This window comes from Shewanella baltica (genome assembly GCF_900456975.1).
In the GTDB taxonomy this organism is placed as follows: Bacteria; Pseudomonadota; Gammaproteobacteria; order Enterobacterales; family Shewanellaceae; genus Shewanella; species Shewanella baltica.
On record NZ_UGYM01000002.1, the window covers coordinates 792,443 to 813,808 of the forward strand.

Genomic DNA, 21,366 nt, shown 5'->3' on the forward strand with positions numbered 1-21,366 from the left:
GGAGTATTGGTTATGAATGATAGAAGTAACGTGTTACTAGGACTGTATCAAGCCTTAATTACCGAAGTGAAAGCTCAATTTGCAGAAGATAACACGCTGACTGTAAAGAACTTATTTAACTCTGTCACTCAAGGTAAGGAGTTTTTACGTCTTAAACAACAGGCTGGAGAAGATGAGCTCGCTTTAGTAGAACAATTCTTAAAACGTGATATTACCAGTTTTCTTCGCGAGCAGAACGCCGATAGTCTGAGCCACAGCCAAACTGTGATTACTTTGGAGAATACGCTTTGGCATTGGTTGGGTGAAATAACCGATCGCAGCCAAGTGGAATGGCATGAATTAACGCAAGATTTTAAGCAAAATGGTTATTACAAAAGTGGCGACATAGTAAGTCAGGGCATCATGGTATGCACTAACTGTGGCAATGAAATGAGTATTGAATTTCCGAGTCCCATCCCAGATTGCCCAGAGTGTGATCACGAAGAATTTACCCGCGAGCCGCTAACGCCTTAGTCGCGTTAACGATCTTATTTCGTTAAAACGACGCATCTGCGTCGTTTTTTTGATCAATTAAACCGAAATCACCGCTATCTTGGTTAATCAGACAATATCAGCTGTTCGTACGGCAGTAACTGAGGATTTGGCCACCGAAAGGCGCCAATAAGAATTCAGTGTGAATGGGTTTATGTTGTGTGTGTTCGTAACCTAAGGTGACCATACGTTTACTGAATTTGGCATGATTACCACGACCGGGATCGACCAAGACCACATCGCAAACCGGTTTAGCATGCTGCTCAATAAATTGTGACAACAGATCGGCATGCTCTTGTTCGTACAAGAGATCGCTACCAATGATCAGATCAAATAAGCCTAAATTCGTTTCTGCATCTGCCCAGCCAGTGCGCACAAACGGGATCGCCCGACCATGATTTAAATCGACATTTTGCTTAAGGAAATTTCCTGATTCTGGGTGATAGTCTGTTGCTGTGATATCGGCGTGCCTATGGTTGAGCACTAGACTCGCGAGCCCAATACCGCAGCCCACTTCAAGAATACGTTTATTGCCAATTTTGTAGTCTGCCATGTGGTGCGATAGCACTTGGCTCGATGGCCAGACTATGCCAAATAACGGCCAAGTTGCGGAGGAAATACCGAGCTTTTCAGCTTCGCCATCGATGTCGTCAAATTCCTGATTGTCTCTTAGGGTTCTGACATGAATATCGAGATCGCCAAACTCGTGGGTTTGGTAGCGCACGCGAAGCAGTGCCATAGAGTTGCCTTGATGTGTACCTTAGTTAAGGAACGAGGTAATGGTACCAATCTATTGGCTATGCAGACACAGTAACAGCAACAGTAACTATGATTGGTATAAGGCCACGTCTAATCGTTCACCTTAACGTGGAACGCGCAATCAGCCTAATCTATTCGCAGACAATTGTGGGATAACACAGGTTAACTGAGTGTCAGCCTAACAACCTTGGGTGTTGATATCATATAGCGGCGGGGTGTTGGCATCGCTGGCTTGGGTGTAGCGGAAATAGCATTGATCGTCATCTACTAAGGTATTGTTGTTAAGATCGTAACCTATGTAAGTGATATCAACGCCTTGATATTGAATGATGAGCTTATCATCTGAGGTGATCCAGTTTTCCACATCGGTATTATCTAGGTAACCCCATTTCAATCTGGTATCGGGCGTGCCATCACCATTGAGGTCGATATCAATAATATCGTCGCGGCCTGCAACGGCTTGGCTTCGCAGGCTGGGCATTTGGGTTTTGGAGTAGGCTAGTGTGTTGGCGGTTTTTACGCTGGCCTGTAATTGGCTCAGGGTTTGTACCCGAGCCTCTTTACTCAAACCGATAAATTTAGGCGCGGCAATCACTGCCAAGATCCCAAGTACAATAATCACCACGACCAGTTCAATCAAGGTAAAGCCAGCCGCATCTTGTTTATTGATTGGGTAATGCATGGTCTTGATCCTATTGCGCTTTTACACGTCGACCAAAGCCGAGTAATACCAGTAAGCCACAGAGCAGCAGCAGGGGTGTTTGGCCTAATTTTGCGAACCAAGTTTGGCCTGTCACCAAGGGAATGGTTGCGCTTAGCACACCTGTTTCAAACTGGGGTAAGGATGCTGTGATATTGCCATGCTCATCGACTACCGCAGTCACGCCATTGTTGGTTGCCCGCAATAAAGGGCGCCCCAATTCAACTGCGCGCATTTGGGCGATTTCCATATGCTGTAATGGGCCGTTTGAACTACCAAACCAAGCATCGTTAGAGACAGTTAACAGTATATCTGTCCCTTGATTAACGCTGTCGCGTAATTGCTCTGGGAAGGCAATTTCATAACAAATCGCGGGCGCGATTTTATGGCCTAGGGCACTTAGATTTGGCTGTTGATATTCGCCTCTAGCAAAGGAGGACATAGGCAAATTAAAGAAAGGCGCAATCGGGCGCAGCAGCGCTTCAAAGGGCACAAACTCGCCAATCGGCAACAGATGATGTTTCTTAAATTGATTGCTACCATCGCCCTCATAGTCAGGGCCAGCTTGTTGTTTCTGATTATGATTACCAAGCACAATCAATGAATTATAAAACTCGTTATTTTGATGGCTGATAATGCCAGTGATGATTGACGTATGGTTTAGATTGGCGACTTTATTGGCGTTATCTAAAAAGTCCTGCACCATAGATTCTGGCGCGGGAACTGCCGCTTCTGGCCAAATAATGATATCGGCATCAAAATGTTCGCGGGATAAATCCATGTATTTTAATAGGGTAGGCCACAGGGCGTCGGGTTCCCACTTCATGCTTTGGGGAATATTGCCTTGCACCAGTGCCACTTTAACATTTTCACCCGTAGGATGAATGTCGGAAACCTTAGGTGCAGCCCAAACTGCCAGAATACTGAGTGGCAGTAAAAGCAGTAAACTCTTATAACGCTTAGTAAAAAAAAGGGCTAATGCACCAGCGAGCATGGCCAGCACAAAGCTTAACCCGAGTGCGCCTATGATACTGGCAAGGGGTTTAAGCGGCCCTTGGGTTTGAGAGTAACCGGCCCATAACCAGGGGAAACCTGTCATCACCCAGCCACGAGCCCATTCGGTCAAGGTCCACAGGGCGGGGAAGAGGGCGAGATTACGCCAAAGGCTAAACGTGGTTTCGCCATTTTTACTGAGCGTTTTAGTTAACCAAGCCAGCGCTAAACCTGTTAGTGCCGGATATAAGGCTAAGTACAAAGCCAACAAGGCCATCAAGCCAACGGAGGCGATGAGCGGCATACCACCAAAGGTATCCATACTCACATGTACCCAGCTGATCCCTACGGCAAAGCAGCCAAATCCAAAGCTTAACCAATAGTAAAAGCTCGCCTTAGCGTCAAGCGCTCGGCTATGCCAGAGGGCAATCGCCATGGCAAACGGATAGATTATCCAAATAGAATAGGGCGCGAATGAAAGCGCCGTACTGGCGCCAAGGGCAAATGCCAGTACGAGTCTCAAAGCACTAGGTCGGGACTTTTGTTGGGCAAAAGCCCGGATTTGTTTTAGCACGAGTGATTATTCTACGTCTTCGCCAGTATTAGGATCGGGGAGTTTAACTCTGAGTTGGATTAAACGCCTTGTGTCAGCATTGATCACTTTAAATTCGATGCCTTCAATGATGATGCTCTCGTTGCGTTCTGGCAGATGACCAAAGGCGTGTGAGACTAAGCCACCGACAGTATCAAACTCTTCATCGCTGAATTCAGTATTGAATTCTTCGTTGAAATCTTCGATTGGCGTCAAGGCCTTAACCATATAAACCGTGTTGCCGACTTTGCGGATCTCAGTTTCTTCCGTGCTATCGTGGTCGAATTCGTCTTCAATCTCACCGACAATTTCTTCCAAAATATCTTCGATAGTCACCAGACCTGACACACCGCCGTATTCATCGACCACAATCGCCATATGGTAGCGCTGTGAGCGGAATTCTTTTAGCAATACATCGACGCGTTTGCTTTCGGGTACAACCACAGCAGGACGGATCACGCGGTCCAGTGAGAAGGGCTCATCACTGTTGGAGAAACCGTAAGGGATCAAATCTTTAGCAAGCAATATGCCTTCGATATGGTCTTTATCTTCGTTAACGACGGGGAAGCGCGAGTGACCTGAGCCAATCACAGTGGCGAGTAATTCTTCGACCGAGTTGTCTATCTGGAGGGCGACAATTTGAGCTCTTGGGATCATGATATCCCGAACACGCATATCAGAAACGTCTAATACACCTTTTATCATCTCGCGGGTGTCTTGAGTGATCAGATCGCGCTGTTCTGCACCATCAATCACATCGACTAAATCTTCGCGATTTTGAGGTTCGCCCTGAAATAGCTGACTTACTCTATCAAACCAACCTTTCTTGTGGGCGTTCGTACTCGGGGGGATATCGTCACTCATAGTTTTCTCATTAGCTTTTGATAGGGATTATCTTAGCTAACTATTGTTCCTTATATGGGTCAGTAAAGCCTAAGCCTTCAATGAGTTGGGTCTCTAACGACTCCATCTCTTCAGCTTCTTCATCTTCGATGTGATCATACCCTAGCAGATGCAAGCAACCATGTACAACCATGTGTGCCCAGTGCGCTTCTAAGGTTTTTTGTTGCTCACGGGCTTCATTTTCAACGACTGCCGCGCAAATGACAAGATCTCCTAGTAAAGGAAGTTCAATTTCTGGCGGTGCCTCAAAGGGAAATGACAACACATTGGTCGGTTTGTCTTTGCCGCGGTAGGTGCTATTGAGCATCTGACTCTCGCGGCTGTCGACGATACGTATAGTTAATTCAGCTTCATCCATGCTATTGCCAATCGCGGTCGTGGCCCAAAGGGCGAATTGCTCGTCCGTTGGCAACCAGTCGCAGGTGGTGGCATGTTGAATATCTAAGGCTAAATCAAGACTCATGTGCTGCGGCTTCCTGTTGTTTCTGGTATTGGCTTTCTTTCTTGGCCTTTAAGGTTTGCTCTTTTAAATCAAAGGCCTCGTAGGCTTCGACGATGCGAGCAACCACAGGATGGCGCACGACGTCTTGGGAGACGAAAAAGTTAAAGCTGATTTCTTCTACTTGGCTTAACACTTCAATCGCGTGGCGTAAGCCGGACTTTTGATGCTTAGGCAAGTCGGTTTGCGTAATGTCGCCTGTGATCACCGCGCGGGAATTAAAGCCGATACGGGTTAGGAACATCTTCATTTGCTCGATTGTGGTGTTTTGGCTTTCATCGAGAATAATAAAGGCATCGTTCAAGGTGCGACCGCGCATATAGGCAAGCGGCGCCACTTCGATGACGTTTTTCTCAATTAAGCGTTCCACTTTTTCAAAGCCGAGCATTTCGAATAGTGCGTCATAGAGTGGACGTAAATAAGGATCGACCTTTTGACTTAAATCACCGGGTAAGAAACCGAGTTTTTCACCCGCTTCAACCGCTGGGCGAGTCAGCAAAATTCGGCGCACTTCTTGGCGTTCTAACGCATCCACTGCCGCTGCAACCGCAAGGTAGGTTTTGCCGGTTCCCGCAGGGCCAATACCAAAGGTAATGTCGTGGCGCACAATATTGGCCACATATAAGCTTTGGTTTGGATTGCGTGGCTTAATGACACCGCGGCGGGTTTTGATATTAATGCTGCTGTCGTCGCTCGCGTCTTCTTGCTCTAGGGCGATGGCTTCTTGAATGGCGATATGGACTTGTTCAGGCTCAAGATCGGGCGTGCTGCCTTTGACCGTTTGGGTCTCGATATAGAGTTCTTTGAGTAAGTTGTTGGCGCTTAAACAATTGCGTGGCAGTCCGGTGATCTGGAAATGATTGTTCTTGCGGACGATTTCAACGCCAACGCGACGTTCTATCTGCTTGATATTGTCATCGAATGGACCGCACAGTGAAGCCAAACGGCGTGTTTCTGCGGGTTCGAGATACAGATTCATGGTAGTTAATTTACTGGACAAATAGCACTCCCAATAGCGAATAAGAAAGCAAGGTACGAGGTTGGTTAACCATCGCAATATAAGTTCAGTTTACGAGTCATGGCCGATAATTGCTAACGGAAAATAGCAATTGCCTCGGTGGACTTAAATAAAAGTGCGTGAAAGCAAAAGGGCGACTAAGTCGCCCTTTTCTATATAGGTACTGTTTAAGCCGATTTAAAGCTTATGGCTTAAATTGAGTCACACCCAGCTCATCATCTTGCTTGCGCTTGGCCAAAATTTCAGCTGGACGCAGGCTACGACGTAGATCCATTTCATCTTCGCCGCGGATAAAGACACCGCGCAGTGAGTTAGTGTAAACGTCGACGATTTCGACATCCACGAAAGTACCAATGTGTTTTGGCTGACCTTCGAAGTTCACCACTCGGTTGTTCTCAGTACGGCCGCGCAGTTCCATTGGATTTTTCACCGATGGACCTTCAACCAGAATACGTTGCACTGTGCCCATCATGTGGCGGCTGTAGCGCATGGCTTGCTGGGTGATGCGGTCTTGCAGAATCGCGAGACGTTGCTTTTTCTCTTCCATATCGACGTTATCGGGTAAATCCGCCGCTGGCGTGCCCGGACGTGCGCTATAGATAAAGCTGAAGCTGTGGTCGAAACCTATGTCTTCAATCAACTTCATGGTATCAGCAAAGTCTTCTTTGGTTTCGCCAGGGAAGCCAATGATAAAGTCTGAGCTGATTTGAATGCCTTCACGGGCTTTACGCAGGCGGCGGATGATTGACTTATATTCAATCGCCATGTGGCCACGCTTCATTGCCGTTAGAATACGGTCAGAACCCGATTGTACTGGCAAGTGTAAGAAGCTCACTAGCTCTGGGGTATCTTCGTAAACGTCGATAATATCTTGTGTAAATTCAATCGGGTGACTAGTCGTGAAGCGGATACGATCGATACCGTCGATGGCTGCCACGAAGCGCAGTAATTCCGCAAAAGTACAGATAGCGCCATCGTGAGTTGCGCCGCGATAGGCATTCACGTTTTGACCTAGCAGGTTCACTTCGCGCACACCTTGCTCCGCCAATTGGGCGATTTCAAGGATGATGTCGTCCGATGGACGGCTGACTTCTTCGCCGCGAGTATAAGGTACAACACAGAACGAGCAGTACTTGCTGCAACCTTCCATGATAGACACAAACGCGGTTGGGCCTTCGGCTCGGGGCTCTGGCAGACGGTCGAATTTTTCGATTTCAGGGAAGCTGATATCGATAACCGCTTTGTCACCACGGCGCACTTGCTCGATCATCTCGGGCAGACGGTGCAACGTTTGTGGGCCAAAAATAATGTCGACACATTGGGCTCTGTCTTTAATCGCTTTGCCTTCTTGTGAAGCAACGCAGCCGCCCACGCCAATAATCAAATTGGGATTTTTATCTTTAAGCGTCTTCCAGCGTCCTAGCTGATGGAACACTTTTTCCTGCGCTTTTTCACGGATTGAACAAGTATTCAGCAGGAGAATGTCTGCCTCAGACGCTTCTTCAGTCAAGGTATAACCTTGGTATTCGCCTAACAGATCAGCCATCTTGGATGAGTCATACTCATTCATTTGACAGCCCCAAGTCTTGATATGGAGTTTCTTACTCATCAGTTGTGTCGCCCTAAGATGACCAATAAAAATAGCGCGACATTTTACCTGCTGTTATGGCTGCTGACCAGCTTTGTCCTCACTTTTACCTGTTGGCTTTTGCCGAGGGCGATACCCGTACAAATGCTAGGTTTTTATTACTGGCTTGTAGTTGGGCGAGGTTAAGACGGTTAACATGCTGAGCTTTGGCCATTTCCATCAAGCTATTACGCGCTTGAATGCCGATGTCTTCACGAATTTCGAGTCGAAATGCGCTCAACATTTCCGTGGTATGTTGATATAAGGCATAATCGAGCGGGTCGCGATAGGTCACTGTGATGGTTTCAATGTTTGGGCTCGCGACTGAGTTAGTTGCTGAGCTAGCCGCGATGGCTTGGCCTAGCGGTGCAATGACTAATGTGAGTGCTGTGCCCAATGTAAATGCTGTGTCTTGTGTAAGTGCGCTGCAAATTAATAAGCGACTGGCTATGGGTAAAAGAGTCAGTGTTTTCATGACATCCTCGCTAATCTATACGGTGGATTCACTTGTTAACTCGTCCAATACGGCTTAGGGCTAGGTGCTAGTTAAGTGAGAGTGTTCAGCACGGATAACGCCAGCCAAATCACAAAATCTCGATTAAGTGATTTTGGCTATGATGCCCGTGCCACTTGAGTTTAGTCAGTGTTGAAACGGGTAAATCTTGTCTTTGTAAGCAACTGTGAGCAGGTGGGGTGATAGCAACATTTGCTCACGTTTGAGTGCTAAAAGACATACTTTTGATACAAAGTGAGTGGCTTTCTCCTGCATAGGTTTGGCCAATGCTGTCGGTGTAAAATAGCTGGCGCATAGATAGTGTAAAGACGTCGTTTGGGCATTAATAAACAAGGCAATAAAGGTGGTAACTAAGGTGGTAAGTAAGATGAGCCAAATTGATGAAACAAGTGCACTGATGACATCCGATACAACTCATTCTGACGTGACTCATTTAGACGTCACTCGATTTGATGTCATTCTCGTCGGCGGCGGTATGGTCGGTGCGGCGACGGCAATTGGATTAGCCCAGCAGGGCTTGCAAGTGGCGGTGATTGAATCATTTGCGCCAGAGGCTTATCAAGCCGAACAGCCGTTAGATGTGCGAGTCTCGGCCATTAGTGTGGCCTCTGAAACGCTGCTTGAACGTCTTGGCGCCTTGGACTCACTGCTGAAAATGCGCAATGTGCCTTATCTTGGCTTAGAAACTTGGGAGCTTGATGGCTGCATCACCCAATTCCACAGCTCGCAAATTGGCGCTAGTCATTTAGGCCATATCGTTGAAAACCGTTTAATCCAACTTGCCCTGTGGCAACAAATGACGCAATTGGCGGGCATTACTTTATATTGCCCCGATAAAGTGGTGGCATTTGCCCGTGATAGTGATGGCGTCAGTGTGCACTTACAATCGAATAGTAAACTCAACGCTAAGTTATTGGTCGGTGCCGATGGTGCACACTCGCAGGTACGCCAATGGGCTGGGATTGGTATTTCAGGGTGGGATTATGCTCAATCGGCGATGCTGATCAATATCAACACCGCACAGGGCCAGCAAGATGTCACTTGGCAGCAGTTTACGCCAAAAGGACCGCGTTCATTATTACCTCTGCCCGGCAACAATGCTTCGCTGGTGTGGTACGACGACGCCAACCGAATAAAACAGTTAATGCAGCTTAACAACAAACAGTTGGCCGAACAGATACGTTTGCATTTCCCTGCACGCTTAGATGCCGATTTCACCGTTGAGAATAAAGGCAGTTTTGGCCTCACTCGTCGCCATGCACAGCGTTATTATAGTCAGAACGTGGTGATTTTAGGGGATGCCGCCCACACGATTAATCCGCTCGCTGGCCAAGGGGTGAACCTTGGGTTTAAGGATGTTGAAGCGTTTTTGGCGGTCATCAAGGATGCATTAACCCAAGATAATATCTGGTGGTCAAATGAAGTGCTGGCCCAATATCAGCGCAAACGTTATCGCGATAACCAGCTGATGATGACGGCGATGGATGTGTTTTACGCCGGTTTTAGCAACGATATCTTGCCGCTGAAGCTGCTGCGCAATGGCGCGTTAAAGTTGGCAAACATCAATTCTCCGATCAAAAAGACCGTCCTAAAATATGCATTGGGGCTTAATTAATCCTGCGTTGTTTTGCGTTCTGGCTGAGTGGGATGACGTGGCATTTGTTGACTTGGGCTTTGAGTGCTAAAATGCCGCGTTTTTAGCAGCTATGGTCAGTTCAGTCGACGCTTTTGCACGGCTGCCATCGACGAAATAACGATATTGAGTGTCATGAGCGAAATAAAATTAATAGTTGGTCTGGCTAATCCAGGTGCTGAATATGCACACACTCGCCATAATGCGGGGGCTTGGTACGTTCTTGAGCTGGCACGAATTTGCGGTGTGACTTTAGTCGCCGACAGTAAGTATTTTGGCTTGACCGCCAGAGCCGTATTGCACGGTAAAGATGTCCGCTTATTGATCCCGACGACTTATATGAATTTAAGTGGTAAAGCCGTGGGTGCTTTGGCGAACTTTTTTCGTATCACACCGGAAGAGATTCTGGTAGCTCACGATGAACTCGATTTGCCGCCCGGCGTAGCTAAGTTCAAGCTCGGTGGGGGCCATGGCGGCCACAATGGTTTGAAAGATATTATTGCTAAACTGGCTAACGATAAAAATTTCTACCGTTTACGCTTAGGTATCGGTCATCCCGGTGATAAAAACCAAGTGAGTGGTTACGTACTGGGCAAAGCGCCAGCTAAAGAGCAAGAGCTTATCGATGCGGCGATAGATGAAGCCGTGCGTTCTACCGAGATTTTGTTTAAGCAAGACATGGTGAAAGCCATGAACAGATTACACTCCTTTAAAGCGGAGTAGGTTTTGCCTTTGGCGAGACTCAAGTTAATTAACTAATTAATTCAGTAATGTGCTGCCATAGGGCAGGACGACTAAACCTCGCTGATGAGTGTGACTTGTCAGCCAATAATCGAGAGAAAGGTAAGCATATGGGTTTTAAATGCGGCATTGTTGGTCTTCCTAACGTAGGTAAATCAACGCTTTTTAATGCGTTAACTAAGGCTGGCATCGAAGCGGCTAACTTCCCGTTTTGTACCATTGAACCTAACACAGGTGTTGTACCTGTGCCGGATCCACGTCTGGATGCGTTAGCTGCGATTGTGAATCCACAACGTGTGTTACCGACCACTATGGAATTCGTAGATATCGCAGGTCTCGTAGCCGGCGCATCTAAAGGCGAAGGCTTAGGTAACAAGTTCTTAGCTAACATCCGTGAAACCGATGCCATTGGTCACGTAGTACGCTGTTTCGATGATGACAATATTGTTCACGTTGCTAACAAGGTTGATCCCGCTGGCGATATCGAAGTGATTAACACTGAATTAGCCTTAGCTGACTTAGACAGCTTAGAGCGCGCGGTTCAACGCCAGCAGAAACGTGCTAAAGGCGGCGATAAAGACGCTAAGTTTGAAGTGGAAGTATTAGAAAAAATGCGTCCAATTCTAGACGAAGCGAAAATGCTGCGTTCAATGGAATTATCCAAAGAAGAACTGGAAGCCGTTGCTTACCTTAACTTCTTAACCTTAAAACCGACCATGTATATTGCTAACGTGGCGGAAGATGGTTTTGAGAACAACCCACACTTAGACGCAGTTCGCGCTATTGCAGCCACAGAAAACGCTATCGTTGTTGCTGTGTGCGCCGCGATTGAATCTGAACTGGCTGAGATGGAAATCTCAGATCGCGATGAGTTTATGGCAGATCTGGGTATCGAAGAGCCAGGTTTAGATCGCGTTATTCGTGCTGGTTACCAATTACTGAATCTGCAAACTTATTTTACCGCAGGCGTGAAAGAAGTGCGTGCTTGGACTGTGCCAGTAGGTGCAAGTGCTCCACAAGCGGCGGGTGTTATCCATACCGATTTTGAACGCGGCTTTATTCGTGCACAAGTCATGTCCTATGAAGATTTTATTGCCCACAAAGGTGAAGCTGGCGCGAAAGAAGCCGGTAAGTTACGTGTGGAAGGTAAAACCTATATCGTTAAAGATGGCGATGTGATGCATTTCTTGTTTAACGTATAACAAGGATTATCCAAGTAGTCAGTCTCGATAAATTAAGCTAAGTACGAGCAATAGTGTGTTATTTAGCACATCTGTTGCTCACTTTGGTGAAGTAATAGCCGAACAGCTTGGCCCAAGGGAAATAGCGAAAAAAAGCTGTTGACCTAGATACCTCGAATAAGCATAATACGCCCCGTTCCTCGCTGAGAGGGGCGCGTAATATCGAAGTGGCAATGTAGCTCAGCTGGTTAGAGCACAGCACTCATAATGCTGGGGTCGCAGGTTCAAGTCCCGCCATTGCTACCATTTTATTTAAGAAGCATATTCTTATATAAAATAGACGTCGATTTTACTCTAGCATTGATTGCTAGCATCTGTTCAAGATGTAAACATGAAGCAGTGCGGGAATGGTGAAATTGGTAGACACGCCAGATTTAGGTTCTGGTGCCGCAAGGTGTGAGAGTTCAAGTCTCTCTTCCCGTACCATTATATTTAAAATATAAGTTTGATATATGAATTTAGAAGCATCGGCGATAGCGGATGTTTGAAACAGAGTTAGTTGGGGTATCGCCAAGTGGTAAGGCACCGGGTTTTGATCTCGGCATTCCAAGGTTCGAATCCTTGTACCCCAGCCATTTTTTCTCAGTTTCCAAGTTGATTGGGGTATCGCCAAGTGGTAAGGCACCGGGTTTTGATCTCGGCATTCCAAGGTTCGAATCCTTGTACCCCAGCCATGGCAATGTAGCTCAGCTGGTTAGAGCACAGCACTCATAATGCTGGGGTCGCAGGTTCAAGTCCCGCCATTGCTACCATATTTAACTCTGTTAAAGTGATTTATCAGAGAAAAATCCAAAGCTGTTGAATAGACAATTTTGGTACATTTTGATGCGGGAATGGTGAAATTGGTAGACACGCCAGATTTAGGTTCTGGTGCCGCGAGGTGTGAGAGTTCAAGTCTCTCTTCCCGTACCATCAAAATGCAATCTTCGATAGAAGATTAAACAAGTTTATTGGGGTATCGCCAAGTGGTAAGGCACTGGGTTTTGATCTCAGCATTCCAAGGTTCGAATCCTTGTACCCCAGCCAAAAGTTAAAAAGCCTGTCTTCGGACAGGCTTTTTGCTTTCTAGCTTTTCACTATATCCTTACTATTCGTTTTCACTCTCTATCTGCTTTCGCATTATTCGCAGTTTGGTTTCTTTCGTTTTCTTCGTTTAGCATTTCCCTTTTCTATCAATGTCCTTGCTATAGCTGGCTTGAATTTCTGTCGTTTGTTTTTATCTCGCCGTTTATAGGTTGGGTAACTCAATAATGATGTATTGGATTTTAAGTCGTCAGCAAGCTGAATAAGCCTTATCCGTGTAGTTCTAGGATACAGAGTGTGGAGTGAGGCTTAGAGTTAGCAGGCACAACTAGTCTATGAGTGAGTATAAGAGCCAGCATAAGCACCAGCATAACAGCAGCCATAAGAAGCAGGGCTTGAATCAGGATATCGAGGAAGGGGAGTTAGCACTGTTATATAACGACAGTGAATACCACAGTGCCAGTAGATTAGGCACTGTGGTGAGCTGTGTTATTGCTTTTTGACCTCTGGCACGACAGGCAGCGATTTTATTTCCGCTGGAACCGCTGGAACCGCTGGCATTGCAGGTGTGGCTACTTTTGCTGCCGCATCAGTGATAGTTGCTGGCAATACAGCATGCTCAGTGACAGCACTTTGAACCGCGTTAACCTCACCCGTGGCAACTGCTTTGACGGCATTAGGCACTGCTAACTGTTGCTGCACTTGGTTCGCGCCCGCATCTAAGGCTTTTTGTTGTAACTTCTGTGGATCGGTATAGTCGGCTAATTCCTTCGGCCAGCTTGGGACTAGCTTTTCTGTCTGATTACTGAATTGCTCAGAGATCACTAAGGGCGCGCCGCCTTTCATTAGCATGACTGCCATTTGGTTGGTGTCTGAGTTCCACACTAGCCCCGCTTTTTCTGCCATCTCAGGTACAGGAGTATAAGTTGACACTAAATAAATAAGTGGACCTTCCTGCTGGATCTTATCGGCCGTTTTGAGCAGCGACAGAGTGGTATCGTAATTTTTACCCAGCAATTCCTGCATACGGTTTTTGATGAGTGGCTGTTCGAATAAGCCGACATCATTTGGATCTAAACCGACCAGGGGTTTGAGCAGGGCCCACATCAGTTGACCTTGGGGTGACATTAATAAGAGTGGAGCAACACAGGCGTTGAGCATGAACGCGAGCCACAGAATATGCAGGCAGCGCATTTTTTTGAGCAGAGATGTACTCAAGATGATATTTCCTTGGGAGTACCAGCAAGTCGCCGGCGGCGGATTGTAGCCGATTGTAATGAGGTAAACGAGAGGGGGCGTAAAGTAAATTTTATGCCAAAAATTTAGCGTGAATGTTGGATTTTATCCCTATGAATCCAATGAGTATTTACAGATGATACCGTAAATGACTTGCTGCTAATTTAATCAAAGATAATGGCTTTTGAGTGTTAAATGCAGATTTGTCTGTAAGCGGTTTATTTTTCAGTCTTATTCTTCAATCCTATTTTTCAGCTTCTTTTGCAGTATTGAATATGTAAAGTTTGTAAACTTTGTTCTATTTGATAATCGATCTCATTTAATCTCACCCATTAAATTAGTTTAATGCAGCTTATTTCAGTCTTAGGCTGCATAGGGAAAGCCGATTCTGGAGGCATTTCTCTTCGGGTTGCTTTTGAGAGTGCACCATTGAAATTAAGAGTCAGTAAGTCGTCTTTATCCTTTGCTCGAATTATCCATGTATATGTGTCTATGGCGTTGTTGTTGCTGATGTTGTTTTTTGCGGTGACAGGCATAACGTTAAATCACCCTAATTGGTTTTCTCAAGCGGATCAGGAACCTAAACGGGAGCAAGTGCCCATCCCTGCCTATTTATTACCCGTTGATACACAAGATGCCCAGTGGCGCTTGGCAACGGGCCATTGGCTGAAAAGTGAATGGGCGATGGATATGGCCACTGCCGACATAGATGAAGACGAAATTAGCTTAGTCAGCAAAGGGCCTGGCACTTACCGCAGCCTGACGTTGGACTTACTCGACGGCCAAGCCTATGTCGAAACCTTAGAGTACGGTGTTGTTGCTGTAGTGAATGATTTGCATAAGGGCCGCAACACAGGCACTGCATGGGCTTGGATACTCGATCTTAGCGCCGTGCTGATTATTTTATTTTCGCTTACTGGGGCTTACTTATTATTGCCTCAAACTAAGCGCCTCAAAAAGTCATTGTTATACATGGTACTTGTCAGCGGTAGTTGCGGACTTGTGTATGTTTATTTCGTTCCATAAGGAGTGTAGACCGAGTATGCGTCATCTTATTCGTACCATTGTGGTGAGTGCTTTGTTTGTGAGTTCTGCTGCTTTTGCGGCGCCACAAATGACCGTCGATTTAACTTTACCTGAAATTACCGAAGGCCAATACCACAGACCCTATGTGGCCGTGTGGGTTGAAAATACCCAAGGGCAACCGGTAAAAACCTTAAGCCTTTGGGTTTGGGATGAAGGCCATAAATGGCTTAAAGACATCCGTCGTTGGTGGCGTAAAGCGGGTCGTGACGATATGAGTTTTGTTGATGGTATTGCATCAGCCACACGTCCTGCGGGTCATTACAAAATCGATTGGGATTTAAAAGATGAAGCGGGAAAAGCTCTCGAGCCTGCTCGTTACACTGTGTTTATAGAAGTGGTGCGTGAGCATGGCGGTCGCGATCTCGTGCGACAAAACATCGATTTAGCCGCGGGGGACTTCTCAGTGCAGTTACCCGCAACCACTGAAACCGGCGTTATCGACATACGCTTAAGCGGCATGGCTCGCTGAGCCTGCTACTGAATATATTGCCCGTACATTACTCGTTAAACTTAAGGAAAAGGCATGAAATTACGTCTTATTGCATTACTTAGCATACTTTGTATTAGCCCGTTGGCAAGCAGCCACGATAGATGGATTTTACCTAGCCACTTTAATGTTTCGGCCGAAAGCCAAGAAGCCGTGTGGATAACCTCTGATGTGTCTGCCAGCAATCAAGTGTTTATGATGGATAAACCTTTCAGCGCCAGTGACGTACGTGTGTTACTGCCTGATGGTGAGTCAAGCTCTCCAAGCTCAAGTTATACCGGCGGCCGTAAGTCGGTATTTGATGTGCAGTTGCTGCAAGATGGCACGTATAAGTTCGAGAAAGAAGTTACGCCGCGTTATTTCTCCCGCTATAAAGTGAAAGGCAAAGAAGGCTTTGTCCGCAGTCGTTTAGATAAAAAAGCGACCGCCGCTGTCATGCCAAAGGGCGCCTCTGAATTAGAAGGTTCTTTAAATGTGTCGCGGGTGGAAACCTACGTAACCCGAAATAAGCCAACGGATAAGGTTTTGGCTCCTAAGGGCGAGTACTTGGAACTAGTCCCAGTGACCCATCCTGCGGATATCGTTGAAAACGAACCTGCAACACTGCAGTTTGTTTATGACGGCAAACCCGTTGCAGGTGTGAGTGTTGCGATTATGAAAGACGGCAGCCTATACCGAAACAAGCCTGAAGAAATCGCTTTAACCTCAGATAAAGACGGTAAAGTGGCCATGACCTTGCCTGCGGCAGGACGTTATCTTTTGCATGCATCTATTGAACGTCCAAATGCAGACACATCCCTTGCCGATAAAACCGTCAGTGAGATTTTCCTTACGTTTGAAGCTGGACTTGAATAGGATTCAGTCTTCCGCTCAAGTGAGTAAGCGTTATAAGTGACTGAGTGTTAAAAATGATTTAGCGTTTATAAATGACGTAGCGTTCACCGTTAAATGCCCACAACCTCAACGGCGAGTGGGCATTTTTATCTTCAAAACCCTTTATATATACGGCTATTAATCAATGCAGCCACTATGATTCTATTTGACTCGCGGATTTAGATTTCATTGCTGGTAACTCTGCTTAAGGTTGGGTAAGCTGCGTCAATGCATTGTTCTTGATGCATCAAAGGCGCATAACGATTAGAATAGCGCAATTCCACCCTCATTTGACTGTGTTGACCTTAGCGTTGGCACGGGTTGCTTTTGTTTTAAAGGAGACGAAAGAAGTTATGACTAAGGTTCCTATGACAGTTGTCGGTGCAGAACAGCTGCGTAAAGAGTTAGATATTCTCAAGTTTGACCGTCGCCCTAAGATCACTGAAGCGATTGCCTCTGCGAGAGAGCTAGGCGACCTGAAAGAAAACGCGGAATACCATGCGGCTCGTGAAGACCAAGGTATTTGTGAAGCACGTATCCGTGATATTGAAGGTAAGTTATCTAACGCGCAAATTATCGACGTCACTAAGATGGTGAACAACGGTCGTATTATTTTTGGTGCCACTGTGACTATTTTAAATCTCGATACTGACGTTGAAGTGACTTATCGCATAGTCGGCGATGATGAAGCGAATATTAAAGAAAACCTGATTTCAGTGAACTCACCGATAGCCCGTGGCTTAGTGGGTAAAAATGAAGGTGATGAAGTGTCGATTACCACGCCAGGTGGCATGACTGATTACGAAATCATCTCAGTACAGTATTTATAATCAGCGAATCGATTTAGCTATCGAGTCGGCTAAATCGTACCGAGAGTGTGATTCTCGCTCGTTCTAAAACCGCCCTAGGGCGGTTTTTTGTTATCTGCTCATTGAGTTTGTATGCGTGTTTAGGGCTGCACTTTGCGTTCGAATTTAAGGTTTAGCCAAGGATGGAGAACGCGCTTCAGGGTTGAACTTGAAAGATGGATAAAGATTAATTTGTCTCTTGGTGCACTTTTACTTAAGCTGCAACTCTAGAGCTTCATCAGAAAGTTTTATCAGAATTAACTCAGTATTGTGTAAATGATTAAGCGCGAGTTTCACTTTATAAACCCACAGTTATGTAGCAAAACTAAGTATGTCTGGGTTTATCTTTCGTTTTATAAGAGGGCACGCTTTGGTAAAACATTGGCGTACAGGATTGATGTTAGCTTGCGTGGCGATCATGTTGATCGCGCACTCGCCTAGCTATACGCCAAAAACCTCAGTTCAACGCAGTGACGCGTCTCGTCATTATGTTCAGAAACACACAGCTCTGAAGCAAACGGCTTTGAAACAAACGGCTCAGATGAACACTGTGAGACTTGATAGCTCGACTCACCATGCAATGCTAAGCGCTGAGCCTCAAAGCTTGTCCGATGCCGACGCTATCACCCAAGACAATGCACAGCTCAATGCCCAATCTAATGTACAGTCTGATGCGCAAACCGTTGAAAGTTGCGGCTCATTGCATAGTCATGATGCCAATCGTGTCAATTCAGACTCAGCATCCCAGCCAATACCTTGTCCAAGCTCAGATTACGTGAGTCATTCGGACGACTTAAATTTTGCCCCAATAAATTCGCCGCGCTTTATCAGTCTTGCCCAGCACGATGTGCGTGAGGTGAAGCCGGTATATGTACTTGCGTTAGACTTTACTGCTGAACCGACACCCAATGTCGTTGAACCGACCGATCTGGATATCGCATCAGATTGGACGCTTTCAGCTGTATCTTCCCCCGCCCGAATTTCGGGTTGGAAAGTCTCAAATCTTCAATATCGATTTAGCCAACAAGCCGTTTAACCCGCCTATTTAGGTGTGCTATCGACAGGAGTCCACTCCCGTTGAACTTGCATGCCATTGCATTTTTGTTCTCACCGAAACCATCTCTATCGCGGCTACATTCGCTGTGATGACTTGAGTGTAACTGGCTAGATTTGCTGGTGCTCAATGATAGGTTTCGGACTGATATCAATATGTTCGCTTAGCTTTTGATTTAAAAGTTAGGTGATAAATAGCGAGTTAATCCCATGGAAAGAAAACCCAATAAACGGCTGCTAAATCACTATTCAGCTTGGAAATATATAGTTCTTATCGTCACCATCATTGTGATGTTATTCAGTGCCTTGCCGACATTTTATGGTGAGGATGCCGCGGTGCAAGTGGGCGCTAAGGCTGGGTTAACACTCACGCCCGTAGCCCTTAGAGATAAGCTGCAAGCTGAAGGCGTGACGGTAAAACGCATCGACCAAAAGAATGGCGAAACCCTGATTGTCCTCGATGCGGATAACCAACAAACCTTAGTCAAAACCTTGGTTTCGTCTATGGTGACAGAGCCAAAAGAGTTGACCTTATCCCTTGCCAGTGCAGCGCCGAGTTGGTTGCAAAACTTAGGTTTTCAGCCGATTAAACTAGGGCTCGACTTACGTGGTGGGGTGCAGTTTCTACTCGATGTGGATGTTGACCCTGTGTATCAAACTCAGGGTGAGGCGCTAGTTGATTCGCTACGCCAATTCATCCGTGAGCAGAAGATCCGTGGCGCCAGCGTCTATTTGGATCAAACTAACCAGTTAAACCTGACGCTGCCCGATAATGACGCCCGCGCCGCCGTGCGTCAGATGATGAAACAGTCCTATCCAAATTGGCAATTATCCAATACCGATGGCGCGGGTTTACAGATTAAGTTGAGTCAAGAGGAACGAACTAAACTGCGTAATTTGACTGTGCAGCAAAACTTGCAAGTTATGCGCAGTCGTATTGAAGAACTTGGCATCACAGAAGCCTTAGTACAGCGCCAAGGCGATCATCGAATTCGGATTGAGTTGCCTGGCGTGCAAGATCCTGCAGCCGCGAAAAACGTCATTGGTGCTACAGCGAGTCTGGCTTTCTTTGAGGTGAAAGAGTCAGGTTCTGTGAATGCCATGGTGCTTAACGACAAGTCGGGTAAGCCTATTTATGTGGGCCGCACGCCAGTACTGGGCGGCGATCACATTGTCGATGCCAGAGCGAGTTTAGGTGAGATGGGCATGGCCGAGGTGAACATTAACCTCGACCGTGTCGGCGGGCAGAAAATGTCTGAGTTTTCCCGTACCAATATTGGCAAACCTATGGCGACGTCTTACAGCGAATACAGCCGTGATGAACAAGGTAAGGCTAAGCAAACTCAAGAGATTATCAGCGTCGCGACCATTCAATCCCAGCTTGGAGACCGCTTCCGCATCACTGGCGCTGGCACCTATCAAGAAGCGCAGCAATTAGCCCTGTTACTAAGAGCGGGTTCTATGACGGCGCCAGTGACGATTGTGGAAGAGCGCACTATTGGCCCGACGTTAGGCGCTGAAAACATTGAAAACGGTTTTGCTGCGCTCGGTCTAGGTATGGGCATTACCTTGTTGTTTATGGCGCTTTGGTATCGCCGTCTCGGTTGGGTGGCGAATATCGCGCTGATCTCTAACATGGTGATCTTGTTTGGCCTACTGGCGCTTATCCCTGGTGCTGTGCTGACCTTACCCGGTATTGCTGGCCTAGTGTTAACCGTGGGTATGGCTGTCGATACCAACGTGCTGATTTTTGAGCGAATAAAAGACAAGTTAAAAGAAGGTCGCAGTTTTGCGCTGGCAATTGATACGGGGTTTGATAGTGCGTTTTCGACCATTTTCGACGCTAACTTCACCACTATGATCACGGCTGTCGTGCTGTATTCCATCGGTAATGGCCCCATTCAAGGTTTCGCCTTGACCTTAGGTCTAGGTCTGTTGACCAGCATGTTTACCGGTATCTTTGCTTCAAGAGCCTTGATTAACTTAGTTTACGGACGTGATGCTAGTCGTCATGTGAGGGTATAACCATGAAAAATATCAATCTAACAAAATGGCGTTATGTCTCCAGTGCTATCTCAATTTTATTGATGATAACGTCATTAGCCATCATAGGTGTAAAGGGTTTTAACTGGGGATTAGACTTTACCGGTGGTGTGGTGACTGAAGTTCAGCTCGATAGAAAAATCACCAGCAGTGAGTTACAACCTTTGCTTAACGCTGCCTATCAGCAGGAAGTCTCTGTGATCTCGGCCAGTGAGCCGGGCCGTTGGGTATTACGCTATGGTGATATAAAGAGTGCTGATACTGAGCAAAGCAATGTCGATATTCAGCAGGCGTTAGCGCCGCTTAACTCTGAAGTGCAAGTCCTTAACAGCAGCGTTGTTGGGCCGCAGATTGGTCAAGAACTGGCGGAGCAGGGTGGGTTAGCGCTGTTAGTCGCTATGCTGTGTATTTTAGGCTATTTAAGTTATCGCTTCGAGTGGCGACTCGCATCGGGTGCTTTGTTTGCGCTGGTACACGACGTTGTGTTTGTACTGGCGTTTTTTGCTCTGACGCAGATGGAGTTTAATTTAACGGTACTGGCGGCTGTGCTGGCGATTTTAGGCTATTCGTTAAATGACTCGATTATCATTGCCGACCGTATCCGTGAATTATTGATTGCTAAGCCAAAGCTTGCCATTCAAGAAATTAATAACCAAGCGATTGTGGCGACATTCTCCCGTACTATGGTGACGTCAGGGACAACCTTAATGACGGTCGGTGCGCTGTGGATCATGGGGGGGGGGCCGCTGGAAGGATTCTCGATTGCGATGTTTATCGGTATTTTAACTGGGACATTCTCATCGATTTCTGTTGGCACCTCATTGCCTGAGTTATTAGGTTTAACGCCTGAGCATTATAAGGAACAAGTGATTTCTGATACGCCTTAGTGTTTTATTCTAATTTGTTGCAAAAACAAAAAGGCCACTCAATTGAGTGGCCTTTTTGTTAACACAATAAAAATCAAGA

General features: G+C 46.4%; 21 protein-coding genes and 7 tRNA genes. 19 read left to right on the forward strand and 9 right to left on the reverse strand.

Features of this window, described 5'->3' with window-relative positions; translation table 11 throughout:
• The first annotated feature begins 12 nt into the window (after window positions 1-12).
• Window positions 13-513 (forward strand): zinc ribbon-containing protein, encoded by a 501-nt coding sequence (locus DYH48_RS03480; protein WP_006082746.1) that lies wholly within the window; start codon window positions 13-15, stop codon window positions 511-513.
• Window positions 514-610: 97 nt separating this feature from the next.
• Here DYH48_RS03480 and DYH48_RS03485 read toward each other — a convergent pair whose 3' ends face one another.
• From DYH48_RS03485 to DYH48_RS03520, 8 genes are all read right to left on the reverse strand, one after another.
• Window positions 611-1,270 carry a class I SAM-dependent methyltransferase gene (locus tag DYH48_RS03485; RefSeq protein WP_006082745.1) on the reverse strand — a complete coding sequence of 220 codons (660 nt, stop codon included), beginning with the start codon at window positions 1,268-1,270 and terminating at the stop codon, window positions 611-613.
• 198 nt (window positions 1,271-1,468) lie between these two features.
• Window positions 1,469-1,972, reverse strand: a complete 504-nt coding sequence (locus DYH48_RS03490) for a pilus assembly FimT family protein (RefSeq protein WP_107403977.1) — start codon at window positions 1,970-1,972, stop codon at window positions 1,469-1,471.
• Between the two features lie 10 nt (window positions 1,973-1,982).
• The gene (lnt, locus tag DYH48_RS03495; protein ID WP_115334067.1) at window positions 1,983-3,557 is read right to left on the reverse strand and encodes an apolipoprotein N-acyltransferase; all 1,575 of its coding nucleotides are present in this window, start codon (window positions 3,555-3,557) and stop codon (window positions 1,983-1,985) included.
• A 6-nt stretch (window positions 3,558-3,563) separates the two neighbouring features.
• Window positions 3,564-4,439 carry a CNNM family magnesium/cobalt transport protein CorC gene (corC, locus tag DYH48_RS03500; protein ID WP_006082742.1) on the reverse strand — a complete coding sequence of 292 codons (876 nt, stop codon included), beginning with the start codon at window positions 4,437-4,439 and terminating at the stop codon, window positions 3,564-3,566.
• 40 nt (window positions 4,440-4,479) lie between these two features.
• A complete protein-coding gene (gene ybeY / locus DYH48_RS03505) occupies window positions 4,480-4,941 on the reverse strand; it encodes an rRNA maturation RNase YbeY (RefSeq protein WP_012587022.1) in 462 nt (153 codons plus the stop codon).
• A complete protein-coding gene (locus DYH48_RS03510) occupies window positions 4,931-5,977 on the reverse strand; it encodes a PhoH family protein (protein ID WP_006082740.1) in 1,047 nt (348 codons plus the stop codon). The genes ybeY and DYH48_RS03510 overlap by 11 nt, the downstream gene beginning before the upstream one ends.
• A gap of 202 nt (window positions 5,978-6,179) precedes the next feature.
• Window positions 6,180-7,604, reverse strand: coding sequence for a tRNA (N6-isopentenyl adenosine(37)-C2)-methylthiotransferase MiaB (miaB, locus tag DYH48_RS03515; protein ID WP_006082739.1), 1,425 nt, complete (start codon window positions 7,602-7,604; stop codon window positions 6,180-6,182).
• Window positions 7,605-7,689: 85 nt separating this feature from the next.
• A complete protein-coding gene (locus DYH48_RS03520; RefSeq protein ID WP_115334068.1) occupies window positions 7,690-8,097 on the reverse strand; it encodes a hypothetical protein in 408 nt (135 codons plus the stop codon).
• A gap of 406 nt (window positions 8,098-8,503) precedes the next feature.
• On the opposite strand from DYH48_RS03520, the gene DYH48_RS03525 reads away from it, so the two are divergent.
• From DYH48_RS03525 to DYH48_RS23655, 11 genes are all read left to right on the forward strand, one after another.
• The gene (locus tag DYH48_RS03525; protein ID WP_115334069.1) at window positions 8,504-9,751 is read left to right on the forward strand and encodes an FAD-dependent monooxygenase; all 1,248 of its coding nucleotides are present in this window, start codon (window positions 8,504-8,506) and stop codon (window positions 9,749-9,751) included.
• Between the two features lie 153 nt (window positions 9,752-9,904).
• The gene (pth, locus tag DYH48_RS03530) at window positions 9,905-10,492 is read left to right on the forward strand and encodes an aminoacyl-tRNA hydrolase (RefSeq protein ID WP_006082736.1); all 588 of its coding nucleotides are present in this window, start codon (window positions 9,905-9,907) and stop codon (window positions 10,490-10,492) included.
• Between the two features lie 128 nt (window positions 10,493-10,620).
• Window positions 10,621-11,712: a redox-regulated ATPase YchF gene (gene ychF / locus DYH48_RS03535; protein ID WP_006082735.1), complete on the forward strand. Its 1,092-nt coding sequence runs from the start codon at window positions 10,621-10,623 to the stop codon at window positions 11,710-11,712.
• Between the two features lie 208 nt (window positions 11,713-11,920).
• Window positions 11,921-11,997: transfer RNA gene (locus tag DYH48_RS03540), tRNA-Met, on the forward strand.
• 95 nt (window positions 11,998-12,092) lie between these two features.
• Window positions 12,093-12,177, forward strand: a tRNA-Leu gene (locus DYH48_RS03545).
• A 74-nt stretch (window positions 12,178-12,251) separates the two neighbouring features.
• Window positions 12,252-12,326: transfer RNA gene (locus tag DYH48_RS03550), tRNA-Gln, on the forward strand.
• Between the two features lie 24 nt (window positions 12,327-12,350).
• Window positions 12,351-12,425, forward strand: a tRNA-Gln gene (locus DYH48_RS03555).
• 1 nt (window position 12,426) lies between these two features.
• Window positions 12,427-12,503, forward strand: a tRNA-Met gene (locus tag DYH48_RS03560).
• A 75-nt stretch (window positions 12,504-12,578) separates the two neighbouring features.
• A tRNA-Leu gene (locus DYH48_RS03565) sits at window positions 12,579-12,663 on the forward strand.
• Between the two features lie 39 nt (window positions 12,664-12,702).
• A tRNA-Gln gene (locus DYH48_RS03570) sits at window positions 12,703-12,777 on the forward strand.
• A gap of 332 nt (window positions 12,778-13,109) precedes the next feature.
• A complete protein-coding gene (locus DYH48_RS23655) occupies window positions 13,110-13,277 on the forward strand; it encodes a hypothetical protein (RefSeq protein WP_172481145.1) in 168 nt (55 codons plus the stop codon).
• Here the strand turns inward: DYH48_RS23655 and DYH48_RS03575 are convergent.
• Complete coding sequence (locus DYH48_RS03575; protein ID WP_172481236.1) at window positions 13,264-13,968, reverse strand: hypothetical protein; 705 nt, start codon at window positions 13,966-13,968, stop codon at window positions 13,264-13,266. The genes DYH48_RS23655 and DYH48_RS03575 overlap by 14 nt on opposite strands.
• Before the next feature lie 471 nt (window positions 13,969-14,439).
• Between DYH48_RS03575 and DYH48_RS03580 the strand changes: the two genes are divergently transcribed.
• The 7 genes from DYH48_RS03580 to secF all read left to right on the forward strand — a co-directional run bounded on the left by DYH48_RS03580 (window position 14,440) and on the right by secF (window position 21,287).
• A complete protein-coding gene (locus DYH48_RS03580; RefSeq protein WP_006086949.1) occupies window positions 14,440-15,036 on the forward strand; it encodes a PepSY-associated TM helix domain-containing protein in 597 nt (198 codons plus the stop codon).
• Window positions 15,037-15,052: 16 nt separating this feature from the next.
• A complete protein-coding gene (locus tag DYH48_RS03585) occupies window positions 15,053-15,565 on the forward strand; it encodes a DUF2271 domain-containing protein (protein ID WP_115334071.1) in 513 nt (170 codons plus the stop codon).
• Between the two features lie 54 nt (window positions 15,566-15,619).
• A complete protein-coding gene (locus DYH48_RS03590) occupies window positions 15,620-16,438 on the forward strand; it encodes a DUF4198 domain-containing protein (RefSeq protein WP_115334072.1) in 819 nt (272 codons plus the stop codon).
• A gap of 371 nt (window positions 16,439-16,809) precedes the next feature.
• Window positions 16,810-17,286, forward strand: a complete 477-nt coding sequence (greA, locus tag DYH48_RS03595; protein WP_006082729.1) for a transcription elongation factor GreA — start codon at window positions 16,810-16,812, stop codon at window positions 17,284-17,286.
• Window positions 17,287-17,701: 415 nt separating this feature from the next.
• Window positions 17,702-18,340, forward strand: coding sequence for a hypothetical protein (locus DYH48_RS03600; RefSeq protein WP_172481237.1), 639 nt, complete (start codon window positions 17,702-17,704; stop codon window positions 18,338-18,340).
• 227 nt (window positions 18,341-18,567) lie between these two features.
• Entirely contained in the window at window positions 18,568-20,382 is a 1,815-nt protein-coding gene (gene secD, locus DYH48_RS03605; RefSeq protein ID WP_115334074.1) for a protein translocase subunit SecD, read from the forward strand.
• Window positions 20,383-20,384: 2 nt separating this feature from the next.
• Window positions 20,385-21,287 carry a protein translocase subunit SecF gene (secF, locus tag DYH48_RS03610; RefSeq protein WP_006082726.1) on the forward strand — a complete coding sequence of 301 codons (903 nt, stop codon included), beginning with the start codon at window positions 20,385-20,387 and terminating at the stop codon, window positions 21,285-21,287.
• The last annotated feature ends 79 nt before the right edge of the window (window positions 21,288-21,366 follow it).